The organism is Halomonas sp. Mc5H-6 (assembly GCF_024124705.1).
Lineage (GTDB): Bacteria > Pseudomonadota > Gammaproteobacteria > Pseudomonadales > Halomonadaceae > Vreelandella > Vreelandella subterranea.
Genome location: NZ_JAMXSI010000001.1, coordinates 20,412 through 40,525, shown reverse-complemented (window position 1 = coordinate 40,525; position 20,114 = coordinate 20,412). Strand labels below are relative to the sequence as shown.

Below are 20,114 nucleotides of genomic sequence, written 5' to 3'. Positions count from 1 at the left end.
TTCACCCGTCTATTAATGCCAAGCGTTGAACGCGGGGCGATAGCTCGCGGAGTGCACGTCGATACACTTCACGCTTGAACGGCACGACCTGACCAAGAGGGTACCAGTAACTTACCCATCTCCACCCGTCAAATTCAGGCTTGGGCGTCGCCGTCATGCAGATACGGCTATCCTCGCAGCGGATCTGGAGTAAAAACCACTTCTGCTTCTGGCCAATACAAACTGGCCGCGAATGTGTGCGAATCATGCGTCGTGGCAGACGATAGCGCAGCCAGCCCCGGGTGCAGGCGACAATATCAACGTCATTGGCAGTCAGGCCAATTTCTTCGTGAAGTTCACGAAAAAGAGCTTCTTGCGGCGTCTCGCTTGATTTGATGCCTCCCTGGGGGAACTGCCACGCATTCTGTCCTACACGACGCGCCCATAGCAGCTGCCCCTGGCGGTTGGTGATAATAATGCCAACATTGGGGCGAAAGCCGTCAGCGTCGATCACGGACATCACCTTATAAATTTTGAACTATGCCCATTTTTCCACAAGGACAACAAGCGTATCAATACAATATAGCGTCAAGTTACTAACGCAGCGCGGTGTGTCGGTGTCAAAGCAACAGCGACTCTGCGATAATCCGGCGCTTTACGTCTGGCTGTAAACGACCATCATCAAGCATAAGGGGAGCGCCGTGAGTCTGGCCATTTTCGATTTGGATAATACCTTGCTATCCATCGATAGCGATCATGCCTGGGGAGAGTTCCTGCTTGAACAGGGTGCGGTAGACCCCGTTGCCTACCGGGAAGCCAATGACCGCTTTATGGCCGATTACCAAGCGGGCACACTCGACATGGCCGACTTTCTAGCCGTCGCGCTGAAGCCGCTTGCCGACAACACGCCAGAGCAGTTGGCTGCTTGGCATCAGCAGTTCATGGCCAGCAAAATCGAGCCCCATATCCTGCCGAAAGCTGAAGAATTGCTGGCCCGCCACCGTACCATGGGCGATACCCTGCTGATCATTACCGCCACCAACCGGTTTATTACCGGGCCGATTGCCAAGCGCCTGGGCGTAGAACATCTGATTGCCGTTGAGCCCGAATGCGTCGACGGTCACTACACCGGCCGCGTGCAGGGTGTGCCCAGCTACCGCGAAGGCAAAGTCACCCGCCTGGAGCAATGGCTGGAAGAACAGCAGATGACCATGGAAGGCGCATGGTTCTACAGCGACTCCCACAATGACCTGCCGCTACTTGAGAAAGTCGACAACCCGGTGGCTGTCGATCCTGACGACACCCTGCGCCAAGTCGCCGAAGAGCGCCAATGGCGAATCATGAGTTTGCGGGACTGGTAACCAAAGCTGGAAGCTTGAAGAGCGGCGCTTCGCGCCTGAAAGAAGGAAGAAGGAAGAAGGAAGAAGGAAGAAGGAAGAAGGAAGTCAGGGTAACTAAAGATATCAAACAAGAAAAACCCCGCAGGTCACACACCCTGCGGGGTTTTCTTACCTCTTAACTCTTACTTCTAATCTCTTGCTTTTCTCCGATCAGCCGAGCAGGTGCTCGACGGCAGCACGCTCTTCGCGCAGCTCTTTTTCGGTAGCCTTCATCTTCTCTTGGCTGAATTCGTCAATTTCGAAGCCTTGAACGATTTCATACTTGCCACCCTGGCAACGTACCGGGTAGGAGTAGATGATGCCTTCTTCGATGCCGTAGCTGCCGTCAGATGGAATCGCCATGCTGACGATGCCTTTGGAGCCCAGCGCCCAATCGTGCATATGGTCGATGGCCGAAGAGGCAGCAGAGGCGGCAGAAGAGGCGCCACGTGCTTTGATGATCGCCGCGCCGCGCTGCTGCACGGTGGGGATAAAGTCGTTTTCGTACCAGTCGCGGTCAACCAGATCGAACGCCGCTTTGCCGTCGACTTTGCACTGGGCCAGATCCGGGTACTGCGTTGCACTGTGGTTGCCCCAGATGATCAGGTCTTCAACATCAGTGACGTGCTTGCCGGTTTTCTGTGCCAGTTGCGTCAGGGCGCGATTGTGGTCCAGGCGCGTCATCGCGGTGAACTGACCCATGTCCAGATCCGGCGCGTTGCAGGAAGCAATCAGCGCGTTGGTGTTGGCCGGGTTACCGACGACCAGCACTTTCACATCACGGCTGGCGTGGTCATTCAGCGCCTTGCCTTGAACGGAGAAGATCGCCGCGTTGGCTTCCAGCAGATCCTTACGCTCCATGCCCGGGCCACGCGGACGTGCGCCGACCAGCAGCGCAAAGTCGGCATCTTTGAACGCAACATTCGGATCATCGCTGGCGACAATATCTTGAACGAGCGGGAAGGCACAGTCGTTGACTTCCATTACCACCCCGTTCAGGGCGTCCATTGCCTGGGGAATTTCCAGCAGCTGGAGAATGACAGGCTGATCCGGCCCCAGCATGTCGCCAGCGGCGATGCGGAAAATAAGAGAGTAGCTAATCTGACCGGCACCGCCGGTAATCGCAATACGTACTGGATCTTTCATCATTGCTCCTTGGTTGGTTCGCCTGAGGGTGGGTCGACAGAACTCAAGACGCGAAGATGGTATGCCCAGTTAGGCAAAAACTCAATCAGACATCCGACTAGTCCCCATTTGGCATGCGGGTCATCCACACAGCCGTCTGCGACTCGCCGAACCTGTTCAGTTGCGCTATGGTGTCAACGTTTTACTGCTAACTTTATCGTGTTGCCAAGGACATGGACGCCCCATGCGAAGAATCCCGTTCTCTTACGCCCTCGCCAGCCTGCTTGTGCTGGCACTGGTGATATGGCTCGCCTTGGGTAACTTCCAGGGCTTTCAAAACGCGCCCCCGGATACCCCTGATCGCCAGGACGAAGGCCCAAGGGTCGAGGTGGTTGAGCAACACAGCATCGCCTTTATCCCCGAGCAAGTTACCCAGGGCCAACTGACGGCTCAGCGCGAAACCACCCTGCGTGCCAATATGGCGGGCTTTGTGACCGACAAGCCGATGGCCCAGGGAAGCCGCGTTGAGGCGGGCGATACACTGTTAGTGCTGGATAACGACGCCTTGCCCGAGCAACTGCAGCAGGCCCGTGACGAGCTGGCCGTTGCCGAGGCGGAATATGCCGGTGCCCGCAACCTGCGTGAGCGGGAGTTGATTTCCCAGCCCGAACTATTACGCCTGCAGAGCGCGCTTAGCGCCAGCGCCGCCTCGGTGGCGCAGCTGAAGAAGCAGTTGGATGACAGCCGCCCCACCGCCCCTTTTGACGGCGTGCTTAACCGCGTAGAGGTGGAACTGGGTGACTTGCTCCAGCCCGGCGAAGAGTGGGGCCAACTGGTTGATGATCGCCGCTTGAAAGGCGTTGCCTGGGTGTCACAGCAACAGGTGGGCGATTTGAGCGTGGGGCTGCCGGTCACCGCCCGGCTGCTGAACGGCGACCACCTGGAGGGCGAGCTGACCTTTATCAGCCATCGCGCCGAAGAAGCCACACGCACTTTCTATGTCGAAGCCACGCTGGACAACCCGGCCAGTAAGCCCCTGGCAGGCGCCAGCGCCGAGCTGACCATCACCCTGCCGCCTCGCCAGGTGCATACCCTATCCCCTGCGCTGCTCAGCCTGAATAGCGAAGGCCAACTGGCGGTCAAGCATCTGGATGACGACGACCAGGTACAGCAGACCACCGTGGAACTGGTCAGTGCTGACACCCGGCGCGCCTACGTGACCGGCCTGCCCGACCCGCTACGCTTGATTACGCTTGGCGCAGGCATGGTCGACGTTGGCGAAACGGTCACCCCGGTAGCAACGGAAGAAGCCACTATTTCGCAACCATCCACTGGCCAGGATAGCGTTCATGCGCCAGTTGATTGATGCCGCGCTAGCCCACAGCCGTACAACGCTTCTGCTGTTAGTGAGCTTGATACTAGCAGGTATTACAGCCTGGCAGGTGATCCCCAAGGAAGCCAACCCCGACGTCACCATTCCGATGATTTACGTCTCGCTGTCGCTGGAGGGCGTAAGCCCCGAGGACGGCGAGCGGCTGCTGATTCGTCCCATGGAGCAGGAACTGCGCGGTATCGAGGGACTGCGCAAGTTCACCGCTCAATCCAGTGAAGGCCATGGCTCGATTACGCTGGAGTTCGACCCCGGCTTTGACCCCGACACCGCGCTGACCGACGTCCGTGACCGGGTGGATATTGCCCGTAGCGAGCTGCCCGACGAGGCCGATGAGCCTCGGGTAATGGAAGTCAATGTATCGGAGTTCCCGGTATTGACCATCGGCCTCTCAGGCCAGTTGGACACCCGCGAACGCATGACCGTCGCCCGACGTTTGCAGGAAGAGATCGAAGGCATTGCCGATGTGCTGGAAGTCGATATTGCCGGTGAGCGGGAAGACCTGCTGGAGATTGTGGTCGACCCATTGGTGCTGGAGAGCTACGGGGTCGATTTTGATACGCTGTTCAATCAGGTATCGCGCAATAACCGCCTGGTTGCAGCAGGCAGCCTGGATACCGGCGCGGGGCGCCTGGCCTTAAAAGTCCCCGGTATTATTCAGTCCCTTGACGATGTCATGAATATGCCGGTCAAGGTCGATGAGGACCGTGTGGTCACCTTTGGCGATGTGGCGTGGATCAACCCGACCTACAAGGACCCGGAGGGCTTTGCCCGCATTGACGGCCAACCTGCCGTAGTACTGGAAATTTCCAAGCGCGCCGGGGCCAATATTATCGCCACCATTGGCGCGGTGCGTGACAGATTAGCCGAAGCCGATGACCTGCTCCCCGACCAACTGCGCTTCACCACCATTCTGGATGAGTCGACCACCGTCGAAAACATGCTCTCCGAGCTTTTGAACAACGTGCTCACCGCCGTGGTACTGGTATTGATCGTGGTGGTGGCAGCGATGGGATGGCGTATGGCCTTGCTGGTCGGTCTTACCATACCCGGCGCTTTTTTGACCGGTATCCTGCTGGTGTGGGCATTCGGCTTTACGCTCAATATCGTGGTGCTGTTCGCGCTGATTCTGGTCGCGGGCATGCTGGTGGACGGCGCCATCGTCGTCAGCGAGCTGGCCGATCGCCACCTGCGCGATGGCCAAGCGCCCCACCAGGCATGGCTTAACGCCGCTTCACGGATGAGCTGGCCGGTTATCGCCTCCACGGCCACCACCCTCGCGGTGTTTATTCCTCTGCTGTTCTGGCCCGGGGTGGTCGGCCAATTTATGAAGTACCTGCCTGCCACGGTGATCTTGTGCCTTTTGGCGTCGCTGGCCATGGCGCTGGTGTTCTTGCCGACACTGGGTCGTTTGTTTACTCGTACCGCGGCAGCTTCTAGCAGGGCTCTCCCTGAAGAGGCGACGACATCCTTTGGTCGCGGCTATCGCCATCTGCTGGCCAGGTTGCTCAAGCATCCCGCCTGGGTGCTGTTGATCGCCCTGTTGTTGATCGCGCTGCTATATACCGGCTACGCCCGCTTCAACCACGGCGTTGACTTCTTCCCCAATGTGGAGCCCGACAGTGCCCAGGTCCTGGTACGCGCCCGGGGCGATTTTTCGGCGCAGGAAACCGACGCCATCGTGCAGCGGGTAGAAGCCAGACTATCCGGCATGAGCGAAGTACGGGCGCTGTATGCGCGCTCCTTTGCGGTGCCCAACCAGCAGATGGGCAACGACGTCATCGGCATGCTCCAGTTCCAGTTTATTGACTGGCATGAGCGCCGCCCTGCCCAGGCCATTCTGGACGACATGGCCGAGCGAGCCGGGGATATCCCCGGCATTACATTGGAATTCCAGGAGCAGGAGATGGGCCCCGGCGGCGGCAAACCCATTGTGCTGGAAGTAAGCGCCACCAACCCTGACGTTGCCGATACCGGCGTTGACCAACTGACGCAATTAATGCGCGAACTGGGCGGCTTTACCGATATTCAGGATAACCGCAGCCTGCCCGGTGTGGAGTGGCGGGTGAACGTGGACCGGGAAGCTGCGGCGCGAATGGGCACCGACGTGACAACCATTGGTAGCGCGGTTCAGTTGCTCACCACCGGCCTTCAGGTCGCAAGTTACCGCCCGCCCGAGGTGAACGATGAAGTGGATATCCGCGTACGGCTGCCGCAGAACTGGCGCTCGCTGAATCAGCTCGAGCGCTTGACCATCAATACCCAGCGGGGCCAGGTACCTATCTCGCACTTCGTGACTCTGGAACCGGCCCCTAAAGTCGGCACGCTGAACCGCATCGATGGGCGCCGGGCCATTACCATCGATGCCGACCTTGCCCCCGGTTATCTCGCCGATGAACGTCTGGGCGCTCTGCTAGAAGCAGGCAGCGATAGCCTGCCCGACGGGTTGATGGTGAATGTCGCCGGTGAGCAGGAGGATCAGCAGGAATCAATGCAGTTCCTGGCAAGCGCCTTCCTGATTGCTATCGGTTTGATGGCGCTGATTCTGGTCACTCAGTTCAATAGTTTCTATCAGGCAGGCCTGGTGCTGTCGGCGATTGTCTTCTCCACCGCGGGGGTGTTGATGGGCTTGCTGATTACCGGACAGGCGTTCGGCATTGTCATGGTGGGGATGGGGGTGATTGCCCTGGCGGGTATCGTGGTCAATAACAATATCGTCTTGATCGATACCTACAACGAGCTGCGTGGCCAGGGCATGACGCCGGTCGAAGCCGCCCTGGAAGCGGGCTGCTTGCGCTTGCGCCCGGTGCTGTTAACGGCGATCACCACGGTGCTGGGGCTGATGCCGATGGTATTGGGGATCAATGTGGACCTATTTACCCCGGCACTGGGCTTTAATGCCCCTTCCGCCCAGTGGTGGACGCAAATGTCCAGCGCCATTGCCGGCGGACTTACCTTCGCCACGGCGCTAACGCTGCTGCTGACGCCCTGCATGCTGGTGATTGGCGGCAGATGGCGCTGACACCCAGCAATCAAGCTCGGCGCCTCGATGGTTCCTGATCGCGCAATGAATTGCGCTCCTACAAACCCAACACGGGCACATAGCCCCGTAGGAGCCCGACTTGTCGGGCGATCAGGCTCTAAATGCGTTCATCTTCGGCGGCACGATCGCTGCTGATCGCGCAATGAATTGCGCTCCTACAAACCCAATACGGGCATATAGCCCCGTAGGAGCCCGACTTGTCGGGCAATCTGGCTCTAAAAGCGTTCATCTTCGGCGGCACGATCGCTGCTGATCGCGCAATGAATTGCGACCCTACAAACCCGATGCGGGCACATAGCCCCGTAGGAGCCCGACTTGTCGGGCGATCAGGCTATCTACAAGCATTAAACTGCGGTGGCACGAACACTTACTTCAGGCGGGGGCGTTGGACGTTGCGGGGCTGTGCACGGCGTGTAGCCGGGCAATAAGCTGGTCTTCGAGGGCAAAGCGTTCGGTCAAGCCTCGGGCCAGTCGGTCAATCCAGGCTGGCAGACGGGCGATGTTCTGTTCGCAACTGGCGGTGGAAGCAAAGTCGGTGTCAAACGACAACACCATTTCTGTCGACATTTCCAACCGCTCGAGCAATTTTTCCGCGATGTTCAGCGCACCCTCATCATTAAAAGCCCGCGCTTCCTCGGCCAACTGTGGGTAAATCTCGAAATGCCCTGCGCTGATATAATCCATCAGCGATTCACTGAAATGATCAATGCGCGCCTTGCTGACGCTTTCGAGTTCTGAGTCGCAAGCCTCTTTCAGCTCGATAAAACTAATCAGTAGATTGCGGCGCTGCTGCAGCCAACGATCAATCAGGCTGTGCACACCGCCCCAGCGCTCCTGGGCATTTTTACAATCTTCGAGCATGGGGCTCTCCTTGCTTGTCGCCGCCGTTAACAAGGCTAGACTCGCTTTTCCACTCTGCGCTGTCAATCCTCATCGGGATGGTTTCCCTCATACCATGATTAAGCCTACTAACTGAAAAGCATGGCACGCTGGCGTGCCAGTACGATCATACGCAACGGTATGAGCAACAGCAGTGCAAAACCGATCAGTGTCCAGGCCGGTAGCGATAGCCCCAATAAGCTAAAATCGATCTCAGCGCATTCACCAGAGCCCGTCAGAACCATGGCGACGACCTCCTGCATGGGCAGAATATCAATCATGTAATCAAGGCCTGGGCCACAGGTAGGCACTTCATCCGCGGGCAATGACTGAAGCCAGACGTGACGACCGGCAATGAAGGCCCCTGCCCCCGCCGCCAACAGACCCAAGACGCCGTAGATCACCTTGCCGCCGCGGCTCGCCGGGTCGTGGATCGCGGCTATCAGCAACACCACGCCGGTTGCGATCACCGCGACGCGCTGAAACACGCATAGCGGGCAGGGCTCATACCCCCCGATATGCTCAAGCCCCAGCGCAACCGCCATCATGAAAATACAAAAAACAACGCCCAATAGCGCCGCTGAACGTATGGACGGCGTCTTCATCATTTCTTCTCCGCTGTCAGTGAAGATAGCGCGCGAGATTCCCGTGCATGGGCAAAATAGTCACGCAGAAAATCGTCGAAGCTTACCTGATCATCGGCCTCAATATCGTGCTGTTGCTGGTGGGAGGTATCAATTAGCTGGGCCAAGAGCGCCTCACGTGAGCGCAGCATGGGCTTGGCTTTCAACTCAGCGGCCTGGGCTTGGGCAAGACTTAATAACGTATCGCTGAGTGACCCATTACCGGCTTGCAACTGCGCCAGCAACTGCGCCGATGGCGTCAATGAAGGATCCTTGAGACGCGGCGCCAACGCCTCTAATGCCTTCGCGTGCGGCTTGCCCTCTTCGACCGCATCCAGCAGTCGCGCCACCTCTGCCATCTCGGCAAATATCTGCTCACCCCATGCCGCAACCGTGGTCGATTCGCCATCCCGAATCAGCGTCAGTGCCGGATCACGCCCCCGCTCCACCACAAAGCGACGATTGTCATCGAGCCTGTCGCATTCTTCGTCCGAAATCCATGGGCTTTCGCTCAGCAGACACCACATCAAGAAGGTGTCGACAAAGCGCATTTGCGTTTCGTCAATGCCCAGCGGATCAAAGGGGTTTAAATCCAGGCAGCGTACTTCGATGTACTCGACACCGCGGGCTTCAAGCGCCTGGCTGGGGGTTTCATTATGCTTGGCGACCCGCTTGGGGCGAATATCGCTGTAGTACTCGTTTTCGATCTGCAGAATGTTGGCATTGAGCTGCTGCCAGTCATCGCCCACCTTCACACCCATTTTTTGATAATCGGGCCAGGGCGAGGAAATCGCATGCCGCAGAGTATTGACATAATTGGACAGCGAGTTGAAGCAGATTTTCAGCTGCGACTGCACCTTGTTCTGATAACCAAGATCCGACATGCGCAACGTGGTCGCGTAAGGGGCATAGTAGGTATCGTCGCTCAAGGGTTTGAGCTTGTCTGGCACCTTGCCATCGGGCAGAAAGCTTTTGTCCACGGCAGGCGAAGCGCCAAATAGGTACAGCAGCAGCCAGCTATGGCGTCGGAAATGCCGGATCATGCTGAAATAGCGGGTTGAGCGATAATCGTTGAAGGGCACATTGGTGGCTTGTTCCAGCTCACGCAGCGCCTGCCACATATCGTCAGGCAGAGACACGTTGTAATGCACCCCGGCGATCGCCTGCATGATCCGCCCATAGCGTACATCGAGTCCCTTGCGATAGACGTGCTTCATGGTGCCGACATTGGAGTGGCCGTAGTCGGCGATCGGCACACTGTCATTACCCGATAGGCGCGATGGCATACTGCCTGGCCAGATCCACTCATCCGACAGATGCTGATAGGTAAAGGTATGCAGATCGGAAAGGAACGCCAGCGCTTCTCCGGGTTCGGAATAAACCGGCGTGATGTACTCGAGCAACGACTCGGAGTAGTCAGTAGTAATGTGCGGATGAGTCAGTTTCGATCCCAACGCATAAGGATGCGACGTTTGCGCAATATGCCCCTGCGAATCGACCCGCAGCCCTTCTTTTTCGAGTCCACGGCGAAGACGACCGAGCCGACCCAACCGGGCGCTGGGCAGCAAGCGGTCAATCGTGGCCGTTAGTGAAGATGGCACAGTGAGTGGTTCAGGCAAGGTGAACACTCCTTGTTAGTAAGCCCGCGCAAGCGCGGGCCTTGGTGGAATCAGGTGGCATTGCCGACGTCTACCCATCGAGAATAGACAGCAGGATATGGCGGCAGCCGTTCAACTTTCAAGACGCGCGACTATTTGTCCTGTTTGGCTTTAAGCAATGCAGCGCCCAACGCGCCCACCGCTGCGGGCGTTTCGTTGGCCTTTTTCGTCGGCCGCTGGCTGCGCGATGGTTTGCGCGGCTCCCTATCTCTGGAAGGGCCAGCGTCATTTGGCTCGCGTTCTGGCTCATCGTCCAGACGCATGGAGAGCCCTACCCGCTTGCGAGGGATATCCACACTCATGACTTTGACAGTGACGATATCACCGGCCTTGACCACACTGCGCGGATCGTCGATAAAGCGGTGGGATAGCGCCGAGATATGCACCAGGCCATCCTGATGAACGCCGATATCCACAAAGGCACCGAAGTGTGTCACGTTGGTGACCGTGCCTTCCAGCACCATCCCCTGCGATAAGTCGTTGAGGGTTTCGACGCCTTCGCGGAACTCGGCGGCCTTGAATTCGGGCCTGGGGTCGCGGCCGGGCTTATCCAGCTCCGCAAGAATGTCGCTCACCGTGGGAACACCAAAGCGTTCGTCGGCAAAGTCGGCGGGATTTAATGACTTGAGGGTGGCGCTATCGCCAATCAGCCCTTTGACATCGCGGCCGCTTTGCTTCGCCATGCGCTCCACCACCACGTAGGCCTCGGGGTGAACGGCACTGGCATCCAGCGGATTGTCGGCGTTACTGATACGCAAGAAACCGGCGCACTGCTCAAACGTCTTGGGGCCAAGACGACTGACCTCGAGGAGTGCCTGACGGCTTTTGAAGGCACCCTTAACATTACGCTGGGCAACCACATTCTCGGCAATGGCAGCGCTCAACCCGGCCACTCGCGACAGCAGCGCGCTCGATGCAGTATTCAAATCCACGCCCACCGCATTCACACAATCCTCGATGACCGCCTCCAGGCTGCGGGAAAGCTGCATTTGCGACACATCGTGCTGGTACTGACCAACCCCAATCGATTTGGGCTCGATCTTGACCAGCTCGGCCAGCGGGTCCTGCAAACGGCGGGCGATCGACACCGCGCCGCGCACCGTCACGTCCAGGTCCGGGAGCTCTCTGGAAGCGTATTCCGAGGCAGAGTAAACCGAGGCCCCAGCCTCGCTAACCATGACCTTGCTGAGCCGATGGTCAGGCGCCAGCGACTTGAGTAACTCCCCTGCCAGCTTGTCGGTTTCACGGCTGGCAGTGCCGTTACCCACGGCAATCAATTGAACGCCGTGCTGCCTGACCAGCCTCGCCAGCACGCCAAGCGCATCATCCCAGCGCTTCTGCGGCGCATGGGGGTAAATCGTTGCCTGGTCGACAAACTGGCCGGTGGCATCGACGACGGCTACTTTGCAGCCGGTTCGCAGGCCCGGGTCAATCGCCAGGGTGACTTTCGGCCCCGCCGGTGCGGCCAGCAGCAGGTCCTTGAGATTGGCCGCAAAGACGTCAATCGCGGTTTGTTCTGCTGTCTCACGCAGGCGACCCAAAAGCTCGGTTTCCAGCGCCGTATAGAGCTTGACGCGCCACGTCCAGCGCACGACTTCCAACAGCCATTTATCGGCGGCACGGCCCTGGTCGCTGATGCCAAGGTGTTTGGCTATCGCCACCTGGGCAGGGTGAACCGGCGCTTCGTCTTCGCCCGGAAGGCGAATGGCGAGGCTCAACACGCCCTCGTTGCGGCCACGGAACATGGCCAGCGCGCGGTGCGATGGCACTTTGGCAAGCTTTTCGTCGTGCTCGAAATAATCGGCGAACTTGGCGCCCTCCTGCTGCTTACCGTCCAGCACCCGGGCACTTAATTCACCTTCCTGCCAGAGCCGCTCGCGAAGCTGGCCGATCAGATCGGGGTCTTCGGCAAAACGTTCCATCAAAATCTGCTTGGCCCCGTCGAGGGCAGCCTTGGCGTCTTCAATCGCCGGAATATCGCCCTCTGCCGGGCGTAGATAATCGGCCGCCTCGCTTTCAGGGTCGAGCGTTGGATCGCCAAGCAGCGCATCCGCCAGCGGCTCTAAACCGGCTTCACGGGCAATTTGTGCTTTGGTACGGCGTTTTTTCTTGAACGGCAGGTATAAATCTTCCAGACGCTGCTTGGTCTGGGCATCATCAATCGCTGCTTTGAGCGTCGCGTCCAACTTACCTTGCTCATCAATAGACGCCAGAATCGCGCTGCGGCGCTCTTCCAACTCGCGCAGGTAGCGTAGGCGTTCATCCAGTTGGCGTAATTGACTGTCGTCCAGCGCGCCGGTGACTTCCTTGCGATAACGGGCGATAAACGGCACGGTAGCGCCACCATCAATAAGCTCTACCGTGGCCGCCACTTGTTCGGGGCGAACGCTCAACTCGTCGGCCAAGCGGGCAATAATTCGCTGATTAACATCCATAAATGGCAACTAACTCATGCAGCACTTCTTAGTGCCTACAAGGTACCACAATCCCGCTCTGACTGGCATGAATCGAGACATCAACGACGCCACCCGCGGTCGTCCCAGAACGGACGGCGGGATTCGCGCCTAACCGCCTCACGACTCAGTCCAATATCTTTCAGCATGTCGTCACTTAAATAACGTAACGTATTGCGCTCGTGGCGCAGCTGGCGCCAGCGGTATAGCCTTTCGCGCCAGGTTACCCTGCAAGAACGATTCTTCCCCTGTTGGCTCTGTTCAAGCGGCTTGGCTTCATCGACCTGATGGCTCTGAATGGCTTGGCGGCATGATAGCGAGCATTCCATTTCAATCACTCCTCTCCGGTTAGATCACCCATACGCTCGGCAGGGCAATTTAAGTTAAGTGTTGAAAGAAGTATTAAACGGCGCCTAAAATCAATCCAACGAATAGTGCTTATGCACAACATCAAGAAGATTGATACCCATGGCGACACTACCCACCATCGATCACGAGCTGCTGCGCACCTTTGTTGCCATTGTGGATCAAGGCGGCTTTACCCGTGCCGCCGCGGCCGTCAACCGCACGCAATCGGCCGTGAGCATGCAAATCAAACGGCTGGAGGAAGACGTGATTCAGCGCCCGCTGTTTGTGCGTCAGAACCGCCAGCTACTGCTGACCAGCGAGGGCAACACCCTGCTCGGCTATGCACGGAAGATTTTATCGCTGCAGGGCGAGGCGCTGACGCTGCTTCGCCAACCCGATATGGTGGGCCGCGTCAGGCTGGGCGTACCCGATGACTATGTGATGCGTTTTCTACCGGGCATTCTCAAGACGTTTTCCCAGGCGTGGCCGCTGGTGGATGTGGACGTACACTGTGCGCCCTCCTCCGTGCTTTCCCAGCAGCCGCAGGGGAGCCTGGACCTGATCATCATGACCCGGGAAATAGGCGACGAGATTGGCACAATACTAAGAAGAGAGCCTACCGTATGGGTCGCGGCCGAAAGTCACAGCACCCATTTACAGACACCGGTACCGCTTGCGCTCTTTGAAGCGCCCTGCTTTTGTCGCCGCCATGCCTGCAATGCGCTGGACCGTGCAGGCCGTGCCTATCGCGTCGCCTACAGCAGCCCGAGCCTGGCGACACTGCAGGCGGTTGTGGGAGCGGGGTTGGCAGTCTCTGCCTGGATGCGCAGCCTGGTAACCGCCGAGATGCAGATACTGGGTAAAGAGGAAGGGTTTCCCGAGTTGCCAGAATCATCCATCGTTTTGCTGCACACTTCCTCCACTCAGTCACCGATTATCGATAGCCTGGCCGAGCATATTGGTGAAGGTTTCAGGCTTTAGAGGCTGCCAGCGCTACGCGGCCACGAACCGTAACGCCACGCCGTTATTGCACCAGCGTAGCCCCGTCGGGTCGGGGCCATCCTCGAACACGTGACCTTGGTGACCACCGCAGCGGGCACAGTGGTATTCAGTACGCGGCCAGACCATTTTGAAATCAAGTTCAGTCAGCAGATGGCCCTCAACATGCTCAAAGAAACTCGGCCAGCCGGTGCCGGAGTCGAATTTCATGGCGCTGGTAAACAGCAACAGATCACAGCCCGCACAGCGATACTCGCCTTCCCGCCACTCATCATCCAGCGGGCTTGAGAAGGCGGGTTCAGTGCCATGATCGCGCAGTACGTCAAAGGCTTTATCGGAAAGCCGTTCACGCCACTCCGCTTCGCTGAGTTCAAGTGGTTCGATATCCGGCGCTGCTTCGAGATCGAGCCTTGGAAAGCCAAACGAGACACCGGGGATGACCCCGGCCAGTCCCGTAAAACCGGCAAGGCCTAAAAAGTGGCGACGTTTCATGCGTCTGCTCCCATAGCGATTTAAAGACAGGCGAACCGAAAAGGGGTAACGCCGTGGCGTTACCCCTTAAGACACTTTAGCAGCGCTTGGGTTCTAAACCCTTCAGGCTGAGCATCAAGCTCAAGTCAACCGCGGACCTGCGTGCACAATCGCCTGGTTAACGCCTTCAAATTTCTTGAAGTTATCGACAAACTTGGTAACCAACTCTTGCAGGTGACGGTCATAAGCCGTGCGGTCTTCCCAGGTATCGCGCGGATCAAGCAGGCTTGAATCCACGCCCGGCACCGCGACGGGGACGTCCAGGTTCAACCCATCGATGTGCTTGGTTTGCACATCGCGCAGCACACCCGACTGGATCGCGCTGATAATGGCGCGAGTGGTTGGAATTGAAAAGCGTGCACCGCCCTCACCAAAGGCCCCGCCTGTCCAGCCGGTATTCACCAGATACACCTGGGCGCCTTGCTTATCCACACGTTTGATCAGCAAGTCGGCGTATTCCCGCGCCGGGCGCGGGAAAAAGGGAGCGCCGAAACAGGTAGAAAACGTCGCCGCCAGCCCTTCAGAAGAGCCCATTTCCGTCGAACCCACCTTGGCGGTGTAGCCCGACAGGAAATGATACGCCGCCGCTTCCTTGGAAAGTACCGATACTGGCGGCAGCACGCCGGACATGTCGCAGGTCAAGAACACAATGGCGTTGGGTTCACCCGCAAGGTTTTCCGGCACGCGCTTTTCAACGTGCTCCAGCGGGTAGGCGGCTCGCGAGTTCTGGGTCAGGCTATCGTCGACGTAATCCGGCTCGCGACGGTCGTCCAGCACTACGTTTTCCAGCACGGTGCCGAACTTGATGGCGTTCCAGATCACCGGCTCGTTCTTTTCAGACAGGTCGATGCACTTCGCGTAGCAGCCGCCTTCCATGTTGAACACGATACCGTCGCCCCAGGCATGCTCGTCGTCACCGATCAGGTAGCGCGCCGGATCGGCGGAAAGGGTGGTTTTGCCGGTACCGGAAAGGCCGAAGAACAGGCAGGTTTCGCCATCTTCCCCCACGTTGGCTGAGCAGTGCATGGGCAGCACATCGGCGCCAGGCAACAGGAAGTTTTGCACCGAGAACATGGCTTTCTTCATTTCACCGGCGTAGCGCATACCGGCGATAAGGACCTTTTTCTCGGCGAAGTTAATGATGACACACCCTTCGGAGGATGTGCCGTCGCGGCTGGGGTCACAGGCAAAATCGGCGGCGTTGAGAATGGTCCACTCATCTTTTACGGCCGGGTTAAACACCTGAGGCCGCACAAACATGGTACGCCCGAACAGATTTTGCCAGGCGGTTTCCGTTTGAACCCGCACCGGCAGGTAATGAACGTCGTCGCTACCTACGTGCAACTCGGAAACAAAGTGCTCGCGCTCGACCAGATAATCTTCAACCCGCGACCAGAGCGCCGAGAACTTGTCCGCATCAAAAGGCCGGTTGACGCTGCCCCAGTCAATGCTGTCGCGAGTAGAGGGTTCATCAACAATAAAGCGGTCTTTCGGTGAACGCCCGGTGCGAATGCCCGTGTTCACTACCAGAGCACCGTTTGCCGACAGGCGGCCTTCGCCACGCGCAACGGCGCGCTCGATCAATTCGGCGCTACAGAGGTTAACGTGGGCTTGATGAGCGGCTTGAGTCGTGGTCATGTCGATTCCTGGATTTTCTCGATTACCGGGCGCCACCGACGCCTTAAAGTTCATCCCGGCACGTGGCTGGGCGCTTAAGTCCGGCGCATTATGGCAAAAAGAAAGCCCCCGGAAAACGGGGGCTAGAAGCAAATATGTTGTAGTTAAACTACAACATTGACACTATATTTTGTGTTGCGGCGCAGTATTTTTTCAAACAACCGTTTAGCCAATATGCCCAAGTGACTGGTATGGCTCGCGCCCGTCAGTGGCGTTTTAAACATGGGCCTTGACCGGCATGACTACAAAATCAATGGATCGTGGGCGACGGCGCGTCAGGGTTGTCCAATAAACTTTCAATATCCGCGGCCGTGTAGTGATATTTCGTGTGGCAAAAGTGGCACTGGGTATTGATTTCACCCTGTTCGCGCAAAATATCCCGCAGCTCGGCACCACCCAGTGTCAGCAATCCACTACTCATACGCTCGCGAGAGCAAGTACAGCCAAAGCGCAGCGCTTTCGGCTCGAAGACGCGCACGGTTTCCTCGTGATAAAGCCGGTACAGCACTTCACGCTGCTCAAGACCCAGCAGCTCTTCGGGCTTTATGGTATCGGCCAGGTGCACACTTCGCTCCCAGGCGTCCACGTCCTGGTTCTGGGAGGCGTCCGGCAGGCGCTGCAACAGCAAGCCCCCTGCCCGCTCACCGTCCGCGGCCAGCCATAGCCGTGTGGGCAGTTGCTCCGACTGGCTGAAATAGGCCTCCAGACAGCCACTCAAGGTATCGTGGTCAAGTGCAACCACCCCCTGGTAGCGATTGCCGCCGCGGGGGTCGAGGGTAATCACGATCTGCCCGTCACCAACCAGGTCACGAAAGCTGGCGTGCTCACTGGGTAAAGCGCCGCCATCGGCAATCCGGGCAATAGCCCGCAACTCGCCGCCCGGGTTGGATTCAGCCATCAGCAGCGACAGTTCGCCCTGGCCGCGAACCTCTATGCTGAGGGTCCCGTCCAGCTTCACGGTATCCGTCAGCAATGCAACGGCGGCCAGTAATTCGCCCAGCAGCTGGTTGACTGCAGGTGGGTAGGCGTGACGGTCCAGCACTTCATGGTAGGCGTTTGATAGCGTCACGATTTCGCCGCGCACATTGGTTTGGTCAAACAGGAAACGTTGGATTTGGTCAGACATAAGACAACCGTTGGGGGAAATAAAAAAGGAACCGACGAGCGGGGAACTCAGCCCCCTTGCTCGCGTTGGAAACGCTGGATATCGCGGCGCTGTTTTTTGTCAGGCCGCTTGATCGGATGCTGCATGACTTCGTTGTTCAACCGCCGGGCCTCGGCCTCACGGGCGCGGCGCTCAACGCTTTCCTGGGTCTCGGCGTACAGTTTGCGGGCTTCTGGAGCGCCCCTGCGCTGATCTGACAGTGCAGTCACTTCCACCTCATACACGTCCCAGCCTTGGGGCACCTTGATCAACGCGCCAAGCTCCACATTCTTGCTGGTCTTGGCCCGGCCACCGTCGTAGTGAACCTTGCCACCTTCGATGGCTTTTTTCGCCAGGGCGCGGGTCTTAAAAAAACGCGCAGCCCACAACCATTTATCCAGGCGAACTCCATCACTCATTAACGCTCTCCTAGCTGCTCAAGCATGCGGCAGCAGTTGGGCAAATCGGTCCAGGGCGACAAACTCCTCGAGCGCCTTTTCTGGACGCTGGCTATCCGGCTGTTTAATTCCCAGCAAGTACTGGATGCCGAAGGCACGGGCGCTGGCAAGAACCTGAGGGTTGTCGTCAATGAACAAGGTGCGCGCGGGATCAAACGGCTCAAGCCGCTGTAGCGCGGACCAAAACGCCTGCTCTTCTTTTGCCGCACCGACGTCTTCCGAAGAAATGATGGCATCCAGGTAGTTTTCCAACCCCGTGAGCGGCAGCTTGAGGGCCAGGCTGGCCCGGTCAGCATTGGTTGCCAGTATCACACGCGGATGGGCCTGCTTGAGCCAGGTCAGAAAATCCTGGGCGTCGCCGCGCAGGCCGATCAGGTGCTGTACTTCCCGCTTGAGTGCCACGATATCGACGCCCAGCTCGCGGCTCCAATAGGCTAAACTGTACCAGTTAAGCGTACCCTGCTCGCCGATAATACGGGCACGAATCGTGTCCTGGGAGGCTTCATCCAACTGATGAAGTTCCACGTAACGACGTGGTAAATGCTCTAGCCAGAAGTGGCTGTCAAAGTGCAGGTCCAGCAGCGTACCGTCCATGTCCAATAGCACGGTGTCAATTTCACTCCACTCGATCATTGCCACTCCCATCGTGAAAGTTATAAGCGTGCTATTGTAGCCCAACTGCCGTTTACCAGCCATGGAGGCTCGATGTCCCAACACGACTCAACCACCGATCACACCTCGCCGGGCTATCTGAAAAGACCGCAGATCACGGCGCGCAATACCGTGGCACAAAGTCGCTTGTTTCAGATTGAAGCGCTGGACTTGTGCTTCTCCAACGGCGAGGAGCGTCAGTTTGAACGCTTGACCGGTGCCGATAGAGGCGCGGTAATGATCGTCGCCATGCCCGACCCGGAACACGTGTTGTTGATCCGCGAATACGCAGCGGGCTTCGAAGATTACGTGCTGACATTACCCAAAGGTTTGGTGGACCCTGGCGAAGACATCGTCACCGCGGCTAACCGGGAATTAATGGAAGAATGCGGCTTCGGTGCGCATCACCTTGAGCCACTCGCAGAGCTGTCCCTGGCGCCCAACTATATGCGCCACCGGATGCAGGTATTGCTGGCGACTGACCTTTACCCCAAGCGTCTTCCGGGCGACGAGCCCGAGCCCTTGATCGTGGAAACCCACGCGCTGGAAGAACTTCCCGCCTTGTTAATGCGGGAGGATTTTCATGAAGCACGGGCAATCGCCGCGCTGTACATTGCCCGGGATAAACTGCGTGAAGATAAACGCAATAGCGCGACGAATCTGCTTTGACACAGGACGACCGGCTGGCCGTCCCAGTCTTGCATCATGCTTAGAGATGATTTTTCAGTGAGATCCAGCGCCGTTGGCGATGGCTGTCAAGGCCAGCTTCCAGAAGTGACATGCTGCGCAGCGCATCGTCAATACTTACCGGCATTGGCGCTTCATCGAGGAGCGCACTGGCGACACCCTGGTAATACGCCAGGTAATCGCCATGCTGGGTGGGGTATTCGTGGCTTACCAATGAAGCGCTTTCTCCCTCGCCTTCCCGCAGCGTCAGCGTACCGTGCTGGCTATCTTCGCCCCACTGGGAGGTAGGCGGCTCACCGGCTTTCAAGCGATCTTCCTGAGGGTCCAGACCGTACTTGACGAAACTTCCCTGAGTGCCATGAATCCGGAAGCGCGGCGTGGGTTCAGCCACCAGGGTACCCGCCGCAAGCGTGACGCGAAACCCCTCATACTCAAGCAGGGCCAGGAAGTCATCATCGGCCTTGGCCCCATCACGCAACGCGTCCAGTTCCAGCAAAATGGCGTTGGGCATGCCAAACAGTTCGCAGGCTTGATCCAGAAGATGCGGGCCCAGGTCATACCAGATACCGCCGCCGGGAGTCGCTTTTTCCCGCCAGCGATCGCGCACCTCGGGCCGAAAACGGTCAAAATGCGACTCAAACCCGGTCACGCGCCCAAGCGTACCCGCCTCAAGCAGTGCCTTGATGGTCAGGAAGTCGCTGTCCCAACGCCGGTTATGGAACACCGACACCATCCGCTCCTTGTCCGTCGCTAATGCTTTTAGCTGCTTGGCTTCAGACAGCGTAACGGTAAAGGGTTTATCGACCACCACATGCTTGCCAGCCGTCAGTGCCGCCTTGGCAAGCGGAAAGTGGGTGTCATTGGGTGTAGGAATCACGATCAGGTCGATATCCTTGCGATCGCATAACGCCACCGCTTTGCTTTCAACCTCGACATCGGGCAGGTCAGCATGCACTTTTGCTGCATCGCTTGAGGAGACAGCAACCAAATCCAGACCTTCGGCCGCCTGAATCAGCGGGGCATGAAACGTTTTGCTGGCAAAACCGTAGCCGACAAGGCCTACATTAATACTCGACTTCATTGCATTCCT

General features: G+C 58.0%; 18 protein-coding genes. 5 read left to right on the top strand and 13 right to left on the bottom strand.

The genetic code is table 11. The annotated features are described in order from the left end of the window. Position 1: 1 nt before the first annotated feature. Positions 2-493 carry an RNA pyrophosphohydrolase gene (locus NH395_RS00185; protein WP_253021529.1) on the bottom strand — a complete coding sequence of 164 codons (492 nt, stop codon included), beginning with the start codon at positions 491-493 and terminating at the stop codon, positions 2-4. 187 nt (positions 494-680) lie between these two features. Between NH395_RS00185 and NH395_RS00180 the strand changes: the two genes are divergently transcribed. Further along, positions 681-1,340 (top strand): HAD family hydrolase, encoded by a 660-nt coding sequence (locus tag NH395_RS00180; RefSeq protein ID WP_253021527.1) that lies wholly within the window; start codon positions 681-683, stop codon positions 1,338-1,340. Between the two features lie 189 nt (positions 1,341-1,529). Here NH395_RS00180 and NH395_RS00175 read toward each other — a convergent pair whose 3' ends face one another. Continuing rightward, the gene (locus NH395_RS00175; protein WP_253021525.1) at positions 1,530-2,504 is read right to left on the bottom strand and encodes a malate dehydrogenase; all 975 of its coding nucleotides are present in this window, start codon (positions 2,502-2,504) and stop codon (positions 1,530-1,532) included. A 223-nt stretch (positions 2,505-2,727) separates the two neighbouring features. Between NH395_RS00175 and NH395_RS00170 the strand changes: the two genes are divergently transcribed. Next, on the top strand, positions 2,728-3,849 hold the full coding sequence (locus tag NH395_RS00170; RefSeq protein ID WP_253021523.1) for an efflux RND transporter periplasmic adaptor subunit: 1,122 nt from the start codon (positions 2,728-2,730) through the stop codon (positions 3,847-3,849). Further along, on the top strand, positions 3,833-6,895 hold the full coding sequence (locus NH395_RS00165; RefSeq protein ID WP_253021521.1) for an efflux RND transporter permease subunit: 3,063 nt from the start codon (positions 3,833-3,835) through the stop codon (positions 6,893-6,895). Before NH395_RS00170 ends, NH395_RS00165 begins: the two co-directional genes overlap by 17 nt. A gap of 393 nt (positions 6,896-7,288) precedes the next feature. Here NH395_RS00165 and rsd read toward each other — a convergent pair whose 3' ends face one another. The 5 genes from rsd to NH395_RS00140 form a co-directional block, all read right to left on the bottom strand. Then, complete coding sequence (gene rsd, locus NH395_RS00160) at positions 7,289-7,777, bottom strand: sigma D regulator (RefSeq protein ID WP_253021519.1); 489 nt, start codon at positions 7,775-7,777, stop codon at positions 7,289-7,291. A 107-nt stretch (positions 7,778-7,884) separates the two neighbouring features. Further along, on the bottom strand, positions 7,885-8,400 hold the full coding sequence (locus NH395_RS00155; RefSeq protein WP_253022400.1) for a disulfide bond formation protein B: 516 nt from the start codon (positions 8,398-8,400) through the stop codon (positions 7,885-7,887). Next, positions 8,400-10,037 (bottom strand): glutamate--cysteine ligase, encoded by a 1,638-nt coding sequence (gene gshA, locus NH395_RS00150; RefSeq protein WP_253021518.1) that lies wholly within the window; start codon positions 10,035-10,037, stop codon positions 8,400-8,402. The genes NH395_RS00155 and gshA overlap by 1 nt, the downstream gene beginning before the upstream one ends. 131 nt (positions 10,038-10,168) lie before the next feature. Next, positions 10,169-12,511 carry a Tex family protein gene (locus NH395_RS00145; RefSeq protein WP_253021516.1) on the bottom strand — a complete coding sequence of 781 codons (2,343 nt, stop codon included), beginning with the start codon at positions 12,509-12,511 and terminating at the stop codon, positions 10,169-10,171. An 80-nt stretch (positions 12,512-12,591) separates the two neighbouring features. Continuing rightward, complete coding sequence (locus NH395_RS00140) at positions 12,592-12,858, bottom strand: DUF1127 domain-containing protein (protein ID WP_253021514.1); 267 nt, start codon at positions 12,856-12,858, stop codon at positions 12,592-12,594. A gap of 139 nt (positions 12,859-12,997) precedes the next feature. Between NH395_RS00140 and NH395_RS00135 the strand changes: the two genes are divergently transcribed. After that, entirely contained in the window at positions 12,998-13,858 is an 861-nt protein-coding gene (locus NH395_RS00135; protein ID WP_253021512.1) for a LysR substrate-binding domain-containing protein, read from the top strand. Positions 13,859-13,870: 12 nt separating this feature from the next. Here the strand turns inward: NH395_RS00135 and msrB are convergent, their stop codons facing one another. The 5 genes from msrB to yrfG all read right to left on the bottom strand — a co-directional run bounded on the left by msrB (position 13,871) and on the right by yrfG (position 18,319). Continuing rightward, positions 13,871-14,368, bottom strand: coding sequence for a peptide-methionine (R)-S-oxide reductase MsrB (gene msrB, locus NH395_RS00130; RefSeq protein WP_253021511.1), 498 nt, complete (start codon positions 14,366-14,368; stop codon positions 13,871-13,873). A gap of 120 nt (positions 14,369-14,488) precedes the next feature. Further along, positions 14,489-16,045: a phosphoenolpyruvate carboxykinase gene (locus NH395_RS00125; protein ID WP_253021509.1), complete on the bottom strand. Its 1,557-nt coding sequence runs from the start codon at positions 16,043-16,045 to the stop codon at positions 14,489-14,491. A gap of 289 nt (positions 16,046-16,334) precedes the next feature. Then, positions 16,335-17,210 carry an Hsp33 family molecular chaperone HslO gene (hslO, locus tag NH395_RS00120; protein WP_066317900.1) on the bottom strand — a complete coding sequence of 292 codons (876 nt, stop codon included), beginning with the start codon at positions 17,208-17,210 and terminating at the stop codon, positions 16,335-16,337. A gap of 47 nt (positions 17,211-17,257) precedes the next feature. Further along, positions 17,258-17,647, bottom strand: coding sequence for a ribosome-associated heat shock protein Hsp15 (gene hslR / locus NH395_RS00115; RefSeq protein ID WP_253021507.1), 390 nt, complete (start codon positions 17,645-17,647; stop codon positions 17,258-17,260). An 18-nt stretch (positions 17,648-17,665) separates the two neighbouring features. Beyond that, the gene (yrfG, locus tag NH395_RS00110) at positions 17,666-18,319 is read right to left on the bottom strand and encodes a GMP/IMP nucleotidase (protein WP_253021505.1); all 654 of its coding nucleotides are present in this window, start codon (positions 18,317-18,319) and stop codon (positions 17,666-17,668) included. 72 nt (positions 18,320-18,391) lie between these two features. Between yrfG and nudE the strand changes: the two genes are divergently transcribed. Beyond that, positions 18,392-19,006, top strand: coding sequence for an ADP compounds hydrolase NudE (gene nudE, locus NH395_RS00105; RefSeq protein WP_253021503.1), 615 nt, complete (start codon positions 18,392-18,394; stop codon positions 19,004-19,006). Positions 19,007-19,046: 40 nt separating this feature from the next. Here nudE and NH395_RS00100 read toward each other — a convergent pair whose 3' ends face one another. Further along, positions 19,047-20,105 (bottom strand): oxidoreductase, encoded by a 1,059-nt coding sequence (locus tag NH395_RS00100; protein WP_253021501.1) that lies wholly within the window; start codon positions 20,103-20,105, stop codon positions 19,047-19,049. Between the last annotated feature and the right edge of the window lie 9 nt (positions 20,106-20,114).